The 14,831-nt window shown below is 59.9% G+C and carries 16 protein-coding genes and 1 other annotated feature; of the genes, 11 read left to right on the top strand and 5 right to left on the bottom strand.

Features of this window, described 5'->3' with window-relative positions; translation table 11 throughout:
- Positions 1-4: 4 nt before the first annotated feature.
- Positions 5-625: an L-threonylcarbamoyladenylate synthase gene (locus ENGE1_RS19870; protein ID WP_043084351.1), complete on the bottom strand. Its 621-nt coding sequence runs from the start codon at positions 623-625 to the stop codon at positions 5-7.
- A complete protein-coding gene (gene rnm / locus ENGE1_RS19865) occupies positions 622-1,506 on the bottom strand; it encodes an RNase RNM (protein WP_048252542.1) in 885 nt (294 codons plus the stop codon). The genes ENGE1_RS19870 and rnm overlap by 4 nt, the downstream gene beginning before the upstream one ends.
- Positions 1,507-1,667: 161 nt before the next feature.
- Positions 1,668-1,762: a sequence feature (Trp leader region), on the top strand.
- A 32-nt stretch (positions 1,763-1,794) separates the two neighbouring features.
- On the opposite strand from rnm, the gene ENGE1_RS19860 reads away from it, so the two are divergent.
- Genes ENGE1_RS19860 through trpA form a run of 5 tightly spaced genes read left to right on the top strand, consistent with a single transcriptional unit; the run spans position 1,795 to position 8,326 of the window.
- The gene (locus tag ENGE1_RS19860; protein WP_045288978.1) at positions 1,795-3,357 is read left to right on the top strand and encodes an anthranilate synthase component 1; all 1,563 of its coding nucleotides are present in this window, start codon (positions 1,795-1,797) and stop codon (positions 3,355-3,357) included.
- Complete coding sequence (trpD, locus tag ENGE1_RS19855) at positions 3,357-4,952, top strand: bifunctional anthranilate synthase glutamate amidotransferase component TrpG/anthranilate phosphoribosyltransferase TrpD (RefSeq protein WP_045288979.1); 1,596 nt, start codon at positions 3,357-3,359, stop codon at positions 4,950-4,952. Before ENGE1_RS19860 ends, trpD begins: the two co-directional genes overlap by 1 nt.
- 3 nt (positions 4,953-4,955) lie before the next feature.
- Positions 4,956-6,314: a bifunctional indole-3-glycerol-phosphate synthase TrpC/phosphoribosylanthranilate isomerase TrpF gene (trpCF, locus tag ENGE1_RS19850; RefSeq protein WP_048252540.1), complete on the top strand. Its 1,359-nt coding sequence runs from the start codon at positions 4,956-4,958 to the stop codon at positions 6,312-6,314.
- 9 nt (positions 6,315-6,323) lie between these two features.
- Positions 6,324-7,517, top strand: a complete 1,194-nt coding sequence (trpB, locus tag ENGE1_RS19845) for a tryptophan synthase subunit beta (protein WP_048252539.1) — start codon at positions 6,324-6,326, stop codon at positions 7,515-7,517.
- Positions 7,517-8,326, top strand: coding sequence for a tryptophan synthase subunit alpha (gene trpA, locus ENGE1_RS19840; protein ID WP_043084361.1), 810 nt, complete (start codon positions 7,517-7,519; stop codon positions 8,324-8,326). The genes trpB and trpA overlap by 1 nt, the downstream gene beginning before the upstream one ends.
- 167 nt (positions 8,327-8,493) lie before the next feature.
- Here the strand turns inward: trpA and ENGE1_RS19835 are convergent, their stop codons facing one another.
- Both ENGE1_RS19835 and ompW read right to left on the bottom strand, forming a co-directional pair.
- On the bottom strand, positions 8,494-9,444 hold the full coding sequence (locus ENGE1_RS19835; RefSeq protein ID WP_048252537.1) for a diguanylate cyclase: 951 nt from the start codon (positions 9,442-9,444) through the stop codon (positions 8,494-8,496).
- A 166-nt stretch (positions 9,445-9,610) separates the two neighbouring features.
- A complete protein-coding gene (gene ompW, locus ENGE1_RS19830) occupies positions 9,611-10,261 on the bottom strand; it encodes an outer membrane protein OmpW (RefSeq protein WP_043084364.1) in 651 nt (216 codons plus the stop codon).
- Positions 10,262-10,535: 274 nt separating this feature from the next.
- Between ompW and ENGE1_RS19825 the strand changes: the two genes are divergently transcribed.
- Genes ENGE1_RS19825 through yciA form a run of 4 tightly spaced genes read left to right on the top strand, consistent with a single transcriptional unit; the run spans position 10,536 to position 12,693 of the window.
- Positions 10,536-10,940 (top strand): YkgJ family cysteine cluster protein, encoded by a 405-nt coding sequence (locus ENGE1_RS19825; protein ID WP_043084365.1) that lies wholly within the window; start codon positions 10,536-10,538, stop codon positions 10,938-10,940.
- Between the two features lie 25 nt (positions 10,941-10,965).
- A complete protein-coding gene (locus ENGE1_RS19820; protein WP_043084366.1) occupies positions 10,966-11,709 on the top strand; it encodes a YciC family protein in 744 nt (247 codons plus the stop codon).
- Positions 11,710-11,758: 49 nt separating this feature from the next.
- On the top strand, positions 11,759-12,298 hold the full coding sequence (locus ENGE1_RS19815; RefSeq protein WP_043084368.1) for a septation protein A: 540 nt from the start codon (positions 11,759-11,761) through the stop codon (positions 12,296-12,298).
- On the top strand, positions 12,295-12,693 hold the full coding sequence (gene yciA / locus ENGE1_RS19810) for an acyl-CoA thioester hydrolase YciA (protein WP_043084370.1): 399 nt from the start codon (positions 12,295-12,297) through the stop codon (positions 12,691-12,693). The genes ENGE1_RS19815 and yciA overlap by 4 nt, the downstream gene beginning before the upstream one ends.
- 35 nt (positions 12,694-12,728) lie before the next feature.
- On the opposite strand, the gene ENGE1_RS19805 is transcribed toward yciA, so the two are convergent.
- The gene (locus tag ENGE1_RS19805; RefSeq protein ID WP_043084371.1) at positions 12,729-13,265 is read right to left on the bottom strand and encodes a YniB family protein; all 537 of its coding nucleotides are present in this window, start codon (positions 13,263-13,265) and stop codon (positions 12,729-12,731) included.
- Positions 13,266-13,401: 136 nt separating this feature from the next.
- Between ENGE1_RS19805 and hxpB the strand changes: the two genes are divergently transcribed.
- Positions 13,402-14,070: a hexitol phosphatase HxpB gene (gene hxpB, locus ENGE1_RS19800; RefSeq protein WP_043084372.1), complete on the top strand. Its 669-nt coding sequence runs from the start codon at positions 13,402-13,404 to the stop codon at positions 14,068-14,070.
- A gap of 127 nt (positions 14,071-14,197) precedes the next feature.
- Positions 14,198-14,785: a metal-dependent hydrolase gene (locus ENGE1_RS19795; RefSeq protein ID WP_045288988.1), complete on the top strand. Its 588-nt coding sequence runs from the start codon at positions 14,198-14,200 to the stop codon at positions 14,783-14,785.
- The last annotated feature ends 46 nt before the right edge of the window (positions 14,786-14,831 follow it).

Raw genomic sequence — 14,831 nt, 5'->3', positions numbered from 1 at the left:
GCGGCTACAGGAATGGCTTAACGTCGCCGACCCCTTCACGCACCACTACCGGCGCATCTTCGGTGAGATCGATAACCGTGGTCGGCTGCTGGCCGAGGTAGCCGCCGTGAATAATCAGATCGACCCGCTTCTCCAGCCGGTCTTTGATCTCTTCGGGATCGGATTCGGTAAAGTCGTTGCCCGGCAGCATCAGCGAGGTGGAGAGCATCGGCTCGCCCAGCGCCTCCAGCAGCATCTGCGCAATCGGGTTTGACGGTACGCGCATGCCGATGGTTTTACGCTTGTCCTGCAGCAGGCGGCGCGGCACCTCTTTCGTCCCCTTGAGGATAAAGGTGTAGTTGCCCGGCGTATTGTTTTTAATCAGGCGAAACGCCACGTTATCGACGTAAGCGTAGGTGGACAGCTCGGAGAGATCCCGGCACATCAGCGTGAAGTTGTGGCCGTCCGGCAGGTCACGGATGCGGCAGATGCGCTCCATTGCGCCCTTGTCTTCAATTTTGCAGCCCAGCGCATAGCCGGAGTCGGTCGGGTAGACGATAACGCCGCCCTTGCGCACAATCTCCACCGCCTGGTTGATCAGGCGCTGCTGGGGATTGTCCGGGTGAATGTAAAAAAACTGACTCATACTTCCCTCTCGTTAATCGTCTGTGGCCGCGGCGCCCAGCTCTCCCACACCGGCTGTACGCCTGCGGGGAGCCACAGCTTGCGCCCGAGCTCTATCCACGGGCAGGGCAGATGAAAATCAGAGCCCTGTGACGCCAGCAGGCCAAACTGCCGGGCGTATGCCGCCAGCTGCGCGCGCTCGTTGGGCGCCTGCTGGCACTGGGCAACCTCCATCGCGTCGCCGCCGCAGTCGCTAAAAAAGGCCAGCAGCCGCTTTAGCCACTTGGCGGAAAGGTTGTAGCGCCCCGGATGGGCCAGCACGGCCTTACCGCCGGAATGGTGAATGACATCAATAGCTTGATCTATTGTACACCACTGCGGCGGAACGTATCCGGTTTTCCCGCGCGCGAGGTATTTTTTAAACACCTCCTGCATGGTCGTCGCCTTGCCCGCCTCAATCAGAAAGCGGGCAAAGTGGCCGCGGGTCACGGCGCCGCCGTCGGCCAGGCGCTGTACGCCTTCCCAGGCGCCGGGAATATGCGCCTTCTCCAGCCGTTCGGCGATAAGCTGCGCCCGCTGCTGGCGGCGCGCGTGCTGAGCGGCCAGCAGGTCGTTCATCGCCGGATGGGTGGTATCCATATTGAGGCCGACGATATGGATTTCGTGGTTCTCCCACAGAGTGGAGATTTCCACGCCGTTTATCAGGGTCAGCGCCAGCCCGGCGCGGGCGATTTCGGCGCGGGCGGCGGGAATAGCGGCCACGCTGTCGTGGTCGGTAATGGCAAGCGTCCCCACGCGCTTTTCAGCCGCGCGGTGCACCAGCGCCTCGGGCGTCAGCTGTCCGTCAGAGGCGGTCGTGTGGCTGTGCAGGTCGTAAATTATCGCGAAAGAGGGGTCGCTCAAAATAGCTCCGGTAATGACTCATTAATGTATGGCGGCGGTCATGATAGCCTTTGTAAAACAATTTCGAAAATCAGGGTTGACTTTATTGCCGCGAACCAGTTAACTAGTACGCAAGTTCACACAACGAGGTATCTGCCATGACAATGCTCTTCATCAACATGCACGGCTGGTGGCGTTCATCCTGTTAACGGGCTGTGCGCTATCGTCTTGATAAAGACATACAGATACCTGGCCCGCCGCAAGCGGGCTTTTTTTTGAACAAAATTCATGGATAAGGCGAGAACGACAATGCAAACCGAGAAAACCGCGCTCGAACTTCTGACCTGCGACGCCATCTATCGGGAGAATCCGACGGCGCTGTTTCATCAGCTGTGCGGCGCCCGTCCGGCGACCCTGCTGCTGGAGTCTGCGGACATCGACAGCAAAGATGACCTTAAGAGCCTGCTGCTGGTAGACAGCGCCCTGCGCATTACCGCGTTAGGTGACACCGTCACCATTCAGGCACTCTCCGCGAACGGCGCCGCCCTGCTCGACAGGCTGGACGCCATTTTGCCGGCGGGCATCGATAGCCGCCCGCAGCCCAACGGCCGCGTGCTGCGCTTTCCGGCGGTGAGCAATCTGCTGGACGAAGACGCCCGCCTCTGCTCCCTGTCGGTGTTCGACGCCTTCCGCCTGCTGCAGTCGCTGGTCAGCGTGCCGGAAAACGAGCGCGAAGCGATGTTCTTCGGCGGCCTGTTTGCCTACGACCTGGTGGCCGGTTTTGAAAACCTGCCGCCGCTCGACAACGAAACCGCCTGCCCGGACTACTGCTTCTACCTGGCGGAAACCCTGCTGGTGATTGACCACCAGAGCAAAACCAGCCGCCTGCAGGCCAGCCTGTTTGCGCCCTGCGCCGCCGAGAAGCAGCGCCTGAGCCAGCGCCTTGAGCAGCTGCGCCAGCAGATGAACGAGCCGCCGATGCCGCTGCCGGTCACCGCCGTTGAGCAGATGAAAACCGAAGTGGACCAGAGCGACGACGAATACGGTTCGGTGGTGCGCAAGCTGCAGCGCGCCATCCGCGCCGGGGAGATCTTCCAGGTGGTGCCGTCGCGCCGCTTTACGCTGCCCTGCCCCTCGCCGCTGGCGGCCTACGACGTGCTGAAGAAGAGCAACCCCAGCCCGTACATGTTCTTTATGCAGGATAATGACTTTACGCTGTTCGGCGCGTCGCCGGAAAGTTCGCTGAAGTACGACGCCAGCAGCCGGCAGATTGAGATCTACCCGATTGCCGGCACCCGTCCGCGCGGCCGCCGCGCCGACGGCAGCCTCGACCGCGATCTCGACAGCCGCATCGAACTTGAGATGCGCACCGACCATAAAGAGCTGTCCGAGCATCTGATGCTGGTCGATCTCGCCCGCAACGATCTGGCGCGCATCTGCACGCCGGGCAGCCGCTACGTGGCCGACCTGACGAAAGTGGACCGCTACTCGTTTGTGATGCACCTCGTCTCCCGCGTGGTCGGCGAGCTGCGCAAAGATCTGGATGTGCTGCACGCCTACCGCGCCTGTATGAATATGGGCACCCTCAGCGGCGCGCCGAAGGTCCGCGCCATGCAGTTGATTGCCGCCGCCGAAGGCCAGCGCCGCGGCAGCTACGGCGGCGCGGTGGGCTACTTTACCGCCCACGGCGACCTCGACACCTGTATCGTTATCCGCTCGGCGTTTGTGGAAGACGGCATTGCCACCGTGCAGGCCGGCGCCGGCGTGGTGCTGGACTCCGTACCGCAGTCGGAAGCCGACGAAACCCGCAGTAAAGCCCGCGCGGTGCTGCGCGCCATTGCCAAAGCCCACCACGCACAGGAGATTTTCTGATGGCCGACATTCTGCTGCTCGATAATATCGACTCTTTTACCTATAACCTGGTCGATCAGCTGCGCGCCAGCGGCCACAACGTGGTTATCTACCGCAATCATGTCCCCGCCCAGACCCTGATCGAGCGTCTGGAGACCATGGACAACCCGGTGCTGATGCTCTCCCCCGGCCCCGGCGCGCCGTCGGAAGCGGGCTGTATGCCCGAACTGCTGACCCGCCTGCGCGGCAGGCTGCCGATTATTGGCATCTGCCTTGGCCATCAGGCCATCGTTGAGGCCTACGGCGGCTACGTCGGCCAGGCGGGCGAGATCCTCCACGGCAAAGCCTCGAGCATTGAGCACGACAATCAGGCGATGTTCGCCGGTCTGCCGAACCCGCTGCCGGTAGCGCGCTACCACTCGCTGGTGGGCAGCAACATTCCGGCAGGGCTGACGGTGAACGCCAGCTTCGACGGCATGGTGATGGCGGTGCGCCACGACGCCGATCGGGTGGTTGGCTTCCAGTTTCATCCGGAATCCATTCTGACCAGCAGCGGCGCGCGCCTGCTGGAGCAAACCCTGGAGTGGGCGCTGCAGAAGCTGGAGCCGGCTAATACCCTGCAGCCGATCCTGGAGCGGCTGTATCAGGCCCAGACCCTGACCCGCCAGGAGAGCCACCAGCTCTTTTCCGCCGTAGTGCGCGGGGAAGTGAAGCCCGAACAGCTGGCCGCTGCGCTGGTCAGCATGAAGGTGCGCGGCGAACAGCCGGAAGAGATAGCCGGCGCCGCCAGCGCCCTGCTGGAGAACGCCGCGCCCTTCCCGCGCCCGGAGTATATGTTTGCCGATATCGTCGGCACCGGCGGCGACGGCAGCAACAGCATCAATATCTCCACCGCCAGCGCCTTCGTGGCGGCGGCCTGCGGGCTGAAGGTGGCCAAGCACGGCAACCGCAGCGTCTCCAGCAAGTCCGGCTCGTCGGATCTGCTGGCGGCCTTCGGCATCAATCTCGACATGAACGCCGAGCGCTCCCGCGAGGCGCTGGACGAGCTCGGCGTCTGCTTCCTGTTCGCGCCGAAGTACCACACCGGCTTCCGCCACGCCATGCCGGTGCGCCAGCAGTTGAAAACCCGCACCCTGTTCAATGTGCTGGGGCCGCTGATTAACCCGGCGCACCCGCCGCTGGCGCTGATCGGCGTCTACAGCCCGGAGCTGGTGCTGCCGATTGCTGAAACCCTGCGGGTGCTCGGCTATCAGCGGGCGGCGGTGGTGCACAGCGGCGGCATGGATGAAGTATCGCTTCACGCGCCGACGGTGGTTGCCGAGCTGAAAAACGGCGAGATCCACAACTACCAGCTTACCGGCGACGATTTCGGCCTGACGCCGTACCGTCAGGAGCAGCTGGCGGGCGGTACCCCTGAAGAAAACCGTGACATTCTCACGCGCTTACTTCAGGGTAAAGGTGAGAGCGCCCACGAGGCCGCCGTCGCCGCCAACGTCGCCATGCTGATGCGCCTGCACGGTCATGAAGATTTAAAAGCCAACGCCCGCAAGGTGCTGGACGTTCTGCGCAGCGGCGCGGCCTACGACCGGGTTACCGCCCTGGCAGCAAGAGGATAAGTAATGGAAACCGTTTTAGCGAAAATCGTTGCCGATAAGCGCATCTGGGTCGAAGCCCGCAAGGCGCAGCAGCCGCTGGCCAGCTTTCAGAATGAGGTTGTGCCGAGCCAGCGCCACTTCTATGACGCCCTGCGCGGCGCCCGCACCGCCTTTATTCTGGAGTGCAAGAAGGCGTCGCCGTCAAAAGGCGTGATCCGCGATGATTTCGATCCGGCCCGCATCGCCGGGATCTATAAGCAGTATGCATCGGCCATTTCGGTGCTGACCGATGAGAAATACTTTCAGGGCAGCTTCGACTTTCTGCCGGTGGTCAGCCGGATCGCGCCGCAGCCGATCCTCTGCAAAGATTTTATCGTCGATCCGTACCAGATTTACCTGGCGCGCCACTATCAGGCCGATGCCTGCTTGCTGATGCTCTCGGTGCTCAGCGACGATGAGTATCGCCAGCTGGCCGCGGTCGCCCACAGCCTGAGCATGGGCGTGCTGACCGAAGTGAGCAACGAAGAGGAGCTGGCGCGCGCCATCGCCCTTGAGGCGAAGGTAGTGGGTATCAATAACCGCGATCTGCGCGATCTGTCGATCGACCTCAACCGCACCCGCCAGCTGGCGCCGAAGCTCGGCGCAGGCGTGACGGTGATTAGCGAGTCCGGTATCAGCACCTACGGCCAGGTGCGCGAGCTGAGCCACTTCGCCAACGGCTTTTTGATTGGTTCCGCCCTGATGGCCTTTGACGATCTCGACGCCGCCGTGCGCCGGGTGCTGTTGGGCGACAACAAAGTCTGCGGCCTCACCCGGGCCGAAGACGCGCGGGCGGCCCTTGAGGCCGGGGCGATTTACGGCGGCGTGATCTTCGTTCCCGCCTCGCCGCGCTGCGTCAGTGACGCGCAGGCGCGGGCGGTTATCGCCGCCGCGCCGCTGCGCTACGTCGGCGTGTTCCGCGATGCGCCGATTGCCGAAGTGGCCGCCAAAGCCGAGGCGCTGGGCCTTGCCGCCGTACAGCTGCACGGCGATGAGGATCAGACCTATATCGACGCCCTGCGCGCGGCGCTGCCGGAAAACGTGCAGATCTGGAAGGCGCTGAGCGTCAAAGCGAGCCTGCCCGCCCGCGATCTTAACCACGTTGACAGGTATCTGCTGGATAACGGCCAGGGCGGCAGCGGCCAGCCCTTTGACTGGTCCCTGCTTGCCGGACAAGACCTGGGGAACGTCATGCTGGCCGGCGGCCTCGGCCCCGATAACTGCGTCGCCGCCGCCAAAAGCGGCTGCGCCGGACTCGATTTTAATTCAGGCGTAGAGTCGCAGCCGGGCATCAAAGATGCCGGGAAGCTGGCCTCCGTATTCCAGACGCTGCGCGCATATTAAGGATAAGAGATGAATACACTACTGAACCCCTATTTTGGCGAATTTGGCGGCATGTACGTGCCGCAGATCCTGATGCCGGCCCTGCGCCAGCTGGAAGAGGCGTTCGTTAGCGCCCAGAAGGATCCCGAGTTTCAGGCCGAATTTACCGACCTGCTGAAAAACTACGCCGGACGCCCGACGGCCCTGACCAAGTGCCGCAACCTGACCGCCGGCACCAAAACGACGCTCTATCTCAAGCGTGAAGACCTGCTCCACGGCGGCGCCCACAAAACCAATCAGGTCCTGGGCCAGGCGCTGCTGGCGAAGCGGATGGGTAAAACTGAAATTATCGCCGAAACCGGCGCCGGACAGCACGGCGTCGCCTCGGCGCTGGCCTGCTCGCTGCTCGGCCTCAAGTGCCGGGTCTACATGGGCGCCAAAGACGCCGCGCGCCAGTCGCCGAACGTCTTCCGCATGCGGCTGATGGGCGCCGAAGTTATCGAAGTCCACAGCGGCTCCGCCACCCTGAAGGATGCCTGTAACGAAGCGCTGCGCGACTGGTCCGGCAGCTATGAAAAGGCCCACTACATGCTGGGCACCGCCGCCGGTCCGCACCCCTTCCCGACCATCGTGCGCGAGTTTCAGCGCATGATCGGCGAAGAGACCAAAGCGCAGATCCGGGAGCACGAAGGCCGCCTGCCGGACGCGGTGCTGGCCTGCGTCGGCGGCGGATCTAACGCCATCGGCATGTTTGCCGACTTTATCGACGAAACCTCAGTGCGGCTGATTGGGGTTGAGCCGGGCGGTCACGGTATCGAAACCGGCGAACACGGCGCGCCGCTCAAGCACGGCCGCGTCGGCATCTACTTCGGCATGAAGTCGCCGATGATGCAGACCGACGAAGGGCAGATTGAGGAGTCTTATTCCGTCTCCGCGGGTCTCGACTTCCCGTCCGTCGGGCCGCAGCACGCCTACCTCAACAGCACCGGGCGCGCGGACTATGTGTCGATCACCGATGACGAAGCGCTGGACGCCTTTAAACAGCTTTGCCGCCACGAAGGCATTATTCCGGCGCTGGAGTCCTCCCACGCCCTGGCCCACGCGCTGAAAATGATGCGCGAAAACCCTGAAAAAGAGCAGCTGCTGGTGGTGAACCTCTCCGGCCGCGGCGATAAAGACATCTTCACCGTCCACGACATTCTGAAAGCGCGAGGGGAAATCTGATGGAACGCTACGACAACCTGTTTGCTGAGCTGAAAAACCGCCGGGAAGGCGCCTTCGTCCCCTTCGTGACCCTCGGCGATCCGAATCCGGGCCAGTCGCTGAAGATCATCGATACGCTGATTGAGGCCGGCGCCGACGCGCTGGAGCTGGGGATCCCGTTCTCCGATCCGCTGGCGGACGGTCCCACCATCCAGAACGCGACTCTGCGGGCATTTGCCGCAGGCGTCACGCCGACCCAGTGCTTCGAGATGCTGGCCGCCATTCGCCAGAAGCACCCGACCATTCCGATTGGCCTGCTGATGTACGCCAACCTGGTGTTCAATCGCGGTATTGACGCCTTCTACGCCGAGTGCGCCCGGGTAGGCGTTGATTCGGTGCTGGTGGCCGATGTGCCGGTAGAAGAATCGGCGGAATTTCGCCAAGCGGCGATGCGCCACAGCGTGGCGCCGATCTTTATCTGCCCGCCGAACGCCGACGACGCCCTGCTGCGCCAGATTGCCTCTTATGGCCGCGGCTACACCTATCTGCTGTCGCGGGCGGGCGTCACCGGGGCGGAGAACCGCGCCGCCCTGCCGCTGCACCATCTGGTGGAGAAGCTGACTGAATACCGCGCCGCGCCGCCGCTGCAGGGATTCGGCATTTCGGCCCCCGATCAGGTGACCGCTGCGCTGGACGCCGGCGCCGCCGGGGCGATTTCCGGCTCGGCGATTGTCAAAATCATTGAAAACAATGTTGATGATTATCCGGCCATGCTGGCGCAGCTGAAAAACTTTGCGCAAAGCATGAAGGCCGCAACCCGCCGGGCATAATCTCTCCAGGCCGTCCGCGCCCCCCGGCGGGGCGGCCCCTTTCCCTCTGCGCATAGATGAATGCGACGACCACAAAAAAGAAGGGGTTGCATCATTTAATGAGAAGTATTATCTTTCTCATTACCGAATAGTTGAGCAAAACGCTCAGGTATTCGGTACGACATTGCTCACATTGCTTCCAGTATTATTTGCCCGCACTCGTGCGGGCTTTTTTTTGCTACCCGCCGGCTCACCCGGCCGATCTCCCGACGCTGATTGATGAACATGCAGCGATTACGTCCACTCTCTTTGCCGCGATAAAGCGCGATATCCGCTCTTTCAAGAACTTTGTGCAGGGGTTCATCTTGCTGTACCCGGGTAAGCCCCGCGGTCGCGGTAATGCGGATAACGTGGGTGCCAGTATCAATCTGCTGCCCGGCAATCGCCTCAATAATGCGCAACCCCGCCCTGCACGCCTCATCATCATCGGCGGCCCGCAGCAGGGTAACGAACTCTTCTCCGCCGTAGCGATAAGACAGCTCCTCCGATCGCGTACAGGACTGCATCATGCGGGCATAGGCCATCAGCACGTCATCACCCGTCAGGTGGCCGAAGGTGTCGTTGATTCGCTTGAAGTGATCGATATCAGTAAGCAGCGCGTAGAGTTTGTGCCCGCGCTGATTGTGCGCCTGGGCGGTAAAAGACTCATCAAGTATGCGCCGGGAGGGAAGCGAGGTTAGCGCATCATAGCTCACCCGTAGCTGAAGCAGATGCCGCTGGTAAGCGCTGATGGCATCAATCAGCTTCTGCAGCGTACTTTCAAAGGCGTCAAAGAGGGACAGTTTCACCTCATCATTGACAACAGAGTCAATCAGCCGGCGGCAAACCTGATGTACCTCGCGATGGCGCTGATGAATGGCAATCAGATAGCCATCATCCGCACTGCGTACCGCAAGCTGGGCATTAATCCAGTAGCCGAAAACGCAAATATCGTGCGCCGATTCACTGCATATCGACGGGATCTGGCGATCGCGGACCACGGCATAGCGCAGGACCTCCACCAGCCATTTAAAATGGGCATGTAATGAGGTGTTAAGTCTGCGAACGAGAAGATCGATGTCCTGTAGATTTCTGCTCATACTGCCTCCCGGTTATCGTGGCGATGGCATAAGCGTAGCAACACAGGGTTATAGATTTGTAAGTTAAGGTTAAATACGAAGTAGCGCTGAGAACTGCGCGAGACGGGAAATAATACTGGCTGCCCGGCAGCCAGTATTGGGAGAGAACTTAAAAGCGGTAACCGGCTTAAAAGCGGTAACCGGCAGAGAACATAAATACCCACGGGTCGAGGCGCACTTTGTCGCTGTAATGGCCAGCAGGTACCGCAGTACCGTCTGAGTTGTAGCGCGCTTTGGTGTCGATATCCATATACCACACGGAGGCGTTGATCAGCCAGTCGCGGTTGATCAGATAATCTAAGCCGACCTGTCCCGCCAGGCCCCAGGAATCCTTCAGGCTCAGGTTAGACAGACCCGTCTCTTTACCGTTATCGTTAAATTTATCGCCCCAGAAGGTGGTGTAGTTAATACCCGCGCCCACGTACGGACGCAGTTTGCTGCTGGCGTCGCCGAAGTACCACTGCGCCATCAGCGTCGGCGGCAGATGATGCACCTTGGCGATATCGCCGGTGGCGCCGGTACCGATTTTATGGCGGAATGGCGTAGCGGCCAGCAGCTCGACGCCAATATTGTCCGTTGCCATATAGGTGAACGTCAGCCCGAGCTGGGTATTGTTATCAACGTTAAAGCCATTGAGGTGGCCAAGCGTGCCGTGCGCCCCCTCCGTTGGTCTTACCGTTGCCGAACCTGCCCGAATAAAAAACTCGCCCTGCTCGTGCGCCCATGCGCCGGTAGAGAGAGTACTTAACACCAGCGCAGCCACTGCTAACTTTTTCATACATGCTCCTTCATTATGTTTTTATGCTCGCAAAATATACCTACAATTGGGCACAAACAGTCAAACTTAGATCACACTCATTTTCTGAGATTTAACATTCATTGATCTGGATTAATTTTTTGCAGGGGAATTTAGAAGAACAAACGCTATCCATATCAATTTTGCGTCTGACGAATGTTACAAAAAAAACGCGCGGCCCCCTCTTGCTCTCCCTCTTCGCGCTGGATAATTTATCTGCCGACAATCTGTGTTGATGCGTTTTTTCAGGTGAGCTATGAGCGATGTAAACCCGTGTATGACCTGCGGTGCCTGCTGTGCGTATTTTCGAGTCTCCTTTTATTGGGCCGAAGCCGATGACGGCGGCGGCACGGTACCCGCCGACCTGACCGAGCCGGTCACTCCCTTTCTGCGCTGCATGCGCGGGACGAATCAAAAGCAGAGCCGCTGCGTGGCGCTTGAGGGCGAGGTGGGGGAATCTGTTCGCTGTTCCATGTACGAGAATCGGCCCTCTCCCTGCCGGGAGTTCGCCATGTCCGGTGAAGACGGTCAGATTAACGATGCCTGCAATCGCGCCAGAGCGCGGTATGGCTTACCGCCCCTTTACAAAGATATGCTTATCCATACAGAGGTTGCTGCTGCCACTTTAGCGCGCGGTGAGTTACAATCGACGGCTTCTTAATACCAGTCAGTCTCAAGGAGAGTGCATGTCTATCACGGCGAAGTCCGTTTACCGTGACACGGGTAATTTTTTTCGTAATCAGTTTGTTACTGTTTTACTCATTGCGCTGCTGTGCGCTTTTATCACGGTGGTGCTTGGCCACGCCTTTTCGCCGAGCGACGCCCAGATGGACATTCTCAATGAAGGGGACAGCTTTACCGGCAGCATCAGTCTGTTTGAGATGATTCAGAACCTGACGCCGGAGCAGCAGCAGATACTGCTGCACGCATCGGCAGCCTCGACGTTTTCCGGGCTTATCGGTAATGCGATTCTGGCGGGCGGTATTCTGATGCTGATTCAGATGGTCTCCGCCGGCAAGCGGGTCAGCGCCCTGCTGGCGATTGGCGCCAGCGCGCCGGTGCTGCCAATGATGTTTATACTTATCTTCCTGACCACGCTCCTGGTGCAGGTTGGCATGATGCTGGTCATCGTCCCCGGCGTGCTGCTGGCTATCGTGCTCGCCTTCGCGCCGGTCATTCTGGTTCAGGAGCGCGTGGGCATTTTCACCGCCATGCGCAGCAGCATGCGGCTGGCGTGGGCGAATATGCGCGTCGTCGCACCCGCGATAATTGCCTGGCTGCTGGCGAAAACGCTGCTGCTGATGTTTGCGCCCAACGTCGCGGTGCTCAGTCCGACGGTCGGCGCAGTGGTCGTCAACTGCATTAGCAACCTTATTTCGGCCCTGTTGCTTATCTATTTGTTCCGCCTGTATATGCTTATTCGTCACTGACCCTTTTGGCCCGCGCTGGCGGGCCGCTACTGAAATACGGAATCGATGTATGAAGCAGTTTCTGGATTTTTTACCGCTGGTGGTGTTCTTTGCTTTTTATAAGCTTTACGACATCTACGCCGGGACCGCCGCGCTGATTATTGCCACCGCCGCCGTGCTGATTTACAGCTGGATCCGCTACCGTAAAGTGGAAAAAATGGCGCTGATCACCTTTATCCTGGTGGCCGTCTTCGGCGGGTTAACGCTGTTCTTCCACAATGATGAATTTATTAAGTGGAAGGTCACCGTGATCTACGCCCTGTTTGCCGGCGCCCTGCTGATCAGCCAGTGGGTGATGAAAAAGCCGCTCATTCAGCAGATGCTCGGCAAAGAGTTGGCGCTGCCCGCCTTCGTCTGGTCGCGGCTGAACGTGGCGTGGGCCCTCTTTTTTATCCTCTGCGGCCTGGCGAATATCTATATTGCCTTCTGGCTACCGCAGAGCGTGTGGGTGAATTTCAAAGTCTTTGGCCTGACCGCCCTGACCCTGGCTTTTACCGTCGTCAGCGGCATCTACATCTACCGTCATATGCCTCAGGACGATAACAAATGAGCAATACTCAAGATGCACCGCAGGGCGATTTGGTTCTGCGCACCCTGGCCATGCCGGCGGACACCAACGCTAACGGCGATATCTTCGGCGGCTGGCTGATGTCGCAGATGGATCTCGGCGGCGCCATCATGGCCAAAGAGATCGCCCGCGGGCGCGTAGTGACCGTGCGGGTCGACGGAATGACTTTCCTGCGCCCCGTGGCGGTGGGTGACGTGGTGTGCTGTTATGCGAAGTGCACCAAGCGTGGCAACACCTCGATCACCATTAATATTGAAGTATGGGTGAAAAAGGTCGCCTCAGAGCCGATTGGCCAGCGCTACAAGGCAACGGAGGCGCTGTTTATCTACGTCGCCGTCGACGACAGCGGCAGGCCAAGAGCGCTGCCGCAGGCGTGAAATAAACCGGTCAGCGATGACCGGTTTTTTTACGCTTACAGGAAGCCAAGCAGCCGGAAGAAGAAGTAGCCCGCCACGATGGTTATCACCGGCAGGACGTAGAGCGGAAATATCTGCAGGAAGATGGTGTTGCGCGGCACAATGATTTTAGCGTCGATTTGCTCCTTGCTGAGCCCTTCCGCGCCTTTGGCGCGCTCAAGGATCAGCTGATCCTGCACGCCTTCGCGCAGAAATTTCGCCTGGCGGCTCATCCGCGCGCCGGAGGCCTGCAGGGCCAGAGCCACAAACACCAGCGCAAAAATTATCCAGAAGCCGATATTCATGCTGTGGTGAAAATCTGGCGTCGGCGAGTTGTACCAGAAGAAATTAAGAAACGGCGTGTTGAAGCGGATCATCTCGATCATCACGTGGGCGAAGTCGAGAAGCACGGCGTCAATACCCGGTTTTTTCTCGCTGTGGTCATACATGAACTTGAACAGCGAAATAAGCGTAGAAAGAACGGCTGGAATAAAAATGACCCAGCCAATGATCCGTTTCAGCACGGCGATGCGGCCGGCCTGTTGATACGTCATGAGTTCCCCTTGTTCTGACGTGCTTAGTTTGGCTGTAAGTCTACCCTGTGTTGCGGCTTTTCGCCTGCGCTTTAAAGGCGAATGCGGTAGGATGAATGCCTGATTTTTGGCATTTTTACTTCGAAGGAGTTCTATGATGACCACCCGGCGCCACATTTTAGCCGCTATTTTTGATATGGACGGCCTGCTAATTGATTCTGAGCCGCTATGGGATCGCGCCGAACTCGAGGTTATCGCCGGACTGGGCGTTGACGTGTCCCGCCGCGGCGAACTGCCGGACACGCTCGGACTGCGCATCGATATGGTCGTCGACCTGTGGTATGCCCAGCAGCCCTGGCAGGGCCCGGGACGTGCCGAGGTCACGGCACAGATTATCAACCGCGCTATCGCCCTGGTTGAAGAAGAGCGCCCCCTGCTGCCGGGCGTGCGCGAAGCCATCGCCCTGTGTAAAGACCAGGGCCTGAAGGTCGGCCTGGCCTCTGCATCGCCGCTACACATGCTGGAGAAGGTGCTGGCGATGTTCGGCCTGCGCGACCAGTTTGACGCGCTCTCCTCCGCGGAAGCGCTGCCCTACAGCAAGCCGCATCCGCAGGTGTATCTCAACTGCGCGGAGCAGCTTGGCGTTTCTCCGCTGGCCTGCGTGGCGCTGGAGGATTCGGTCAACGGCATGATCGCCAGCAAAGCGGCGCGCATGCGATCTATTGTGGTGCCCGAACACGCTATCTTTAACGATCCGCGCTACGCCCTTGCCGATGTTAAGCTCCCGACAATGGAACAGCTCACCGCGGCACACCTTCTCGGCTAATCCCCCCGCTGGCGGCACCCGCCGCCAGAAAAAGTTGACCTTTGTGACAAAGAGTTACACCGTCACCTCTTCCGTCCCCTGTATAAAAACCCTATACTGTATAGATTAACAGTTTATGGGTATCACTATGACGGCGGAAGGCCACCTGCTCTTTTCCATAGCCTGCGCGGTGTTCGCCAAAAACGCCGAACTGACTCCGGTGCTGGCGCAGGGCGACTGGTGGCACATCGTTCCGGCTGCGGTGGTCACCTGCCTGCTGCCGGATATCGACCACCCCCGATCGCTCCTCGGCCAGCGGTTAAGCTGGATCTCAAAACCGATAGCGAGGGCCTTCGGCCACCGTGGCTTCACCCACAGCCTGCTGGCGGTGTTTGGTGCGCTGACGCTGTTCTACCTTAAGGTGCCGGATAGCTGGATCGTGCCCGCCGATGTGCTGCAGGGGCTGGTGCTCGGCTATCTGAGCCATATTCTGGCCGATATGCTGACGCCGGCGGGCGTACCGCTGCTGTGGCCCTGCCGCTGGCGCTTTCGCCTGCCGATCCTGGTGCCGCAAAAAGGTAATCAGCTGGAGCGGGTGCTGTGCATGGCGCTGTTCGTTTACGCCGTATGGATGCCGCAGTCGCTGCCGGACAATAGCGCGGTGCGCTGGTCGTCCAGCCTTATCAGCACACTGCAGATACGCTTCGACAGGCTTATTCATCATCAAAGTGGATGATTGCTAAGCGGAAAAATGCATTTCGCTATAACCCATTCCATTTGGA

This window comes from Pluralibacter gergoviae ATCC 33028 = NBRC 105706 (assembly GCF_001598855.1).
Classification (GTDB): domain Bacteria; phylum Pseudomonadota; class Gammaproteobacteria; order Enterobacterales; family Enterobacteriaceae; genus Pluralibacter; species Pluralibacter gergoviae.
Note: the sequence above shows the minus strand (reverse complement) of the source record. Positions and strands in the feature narration are given on the sequence as shown.

Coding starts and splice junctions, on each gene's coding strand:
- ENGE1_RS19870 (WP_043084351.1), bottom strand. CDS start 625: ATGAGTCAGTTTTTTTACATTCACCCGGACAATCCCCAGCAGCGCCTG.
- ENGE1_RS19860 (WP_045288978.1), top strand. CDS start 1,795: ATGCAAACCGAGAAAACCGCGCTCGAACTTCTGACCTGCGACGCCATC.
- trpD (WP_045288979.1), top strand. CDS start 3,357: ATGGCCGACATTCTGCTGCTCGATAATATCGACTCTTTTACCTATAAC.
- trpCF (WP_048252540.1), top strand. CDS start 4,956: ATGGAAACCGTTTTAGCGAAAATCGTTGCCGATAAGCGCATCTGGGTC.
- trpB (WP_048252539.1), top strand. CDS start 6,324: ATGAATACACTACTGAACCCCTATTTTGGCGAATTTGGCGGCATGTAC.
- trpA (WP_043084361.1), top strand. CDS start 7,517: ATGGAACGCTACGACAACCTGTTTGCTGAGCTGAAAAACCGCCGGGAA.
- ENGE1_RS19835 (WP_048252537.1), bottom strand. CDS start 9,444: ATGAGCAGAAATCTACAGGACATCGATCTTCTCGTTCGCAGACTTAAC.
- ompW (WP_043084364.1), bottom strand. CDS start 10,261: ATGAAAAAGTTAGCAGTGGCTGCGCTGGTGTTAAGTACTCTCTCTACC.
- ENGE1_RS19825 (WP_043084365.1), top strand. CDS start 10,536: ATGAGCGATGTAAACCCGTGTATGACCTGCGGTGCCTGCTGTGCGTAT.
- ENGE1_RS19820 (WP_043084366.1), top strand. CDS start 10,966: ATGTCTATCACGGCGAAGTCCGTTTACCGTGACACGGGTAATTTTTTT.
- ENGE1_RS19815 (WP_043084368.1), top strand. CDS start 11,759: ATGAAGCAGTTTCTGGATTTTTTACCGCTGGTGGTGTTCTTTGCTTTT.
- yciA (WP_043084370.1), top strand. CDS start 12,295: ATGAGCAATACTCAAGATGCACCGCAGGGCGATTTGGTTCTGCGCACC.
- ENGE1_RS19805 (WP_043084371.1), bottom strand. CDS start 13,265: ATGACGTATCAACAGGCCGGCCGCATCGCCGTGCTGAAACGGATCATT.
- hxpB (WP_043084372.1), top strand. CDS start 13,402: ATGACCACCCGGCGCCACATTTTAGCCGCTATTTTTGATATGGACGGC.
- ENGE1_RS19795 (WP_045288988.1), top strand. CDS start 14,198: ATGACGGCGGAAGGCCACCTGCTCTTTTCCATAGCCTGCGCGGTGTTC.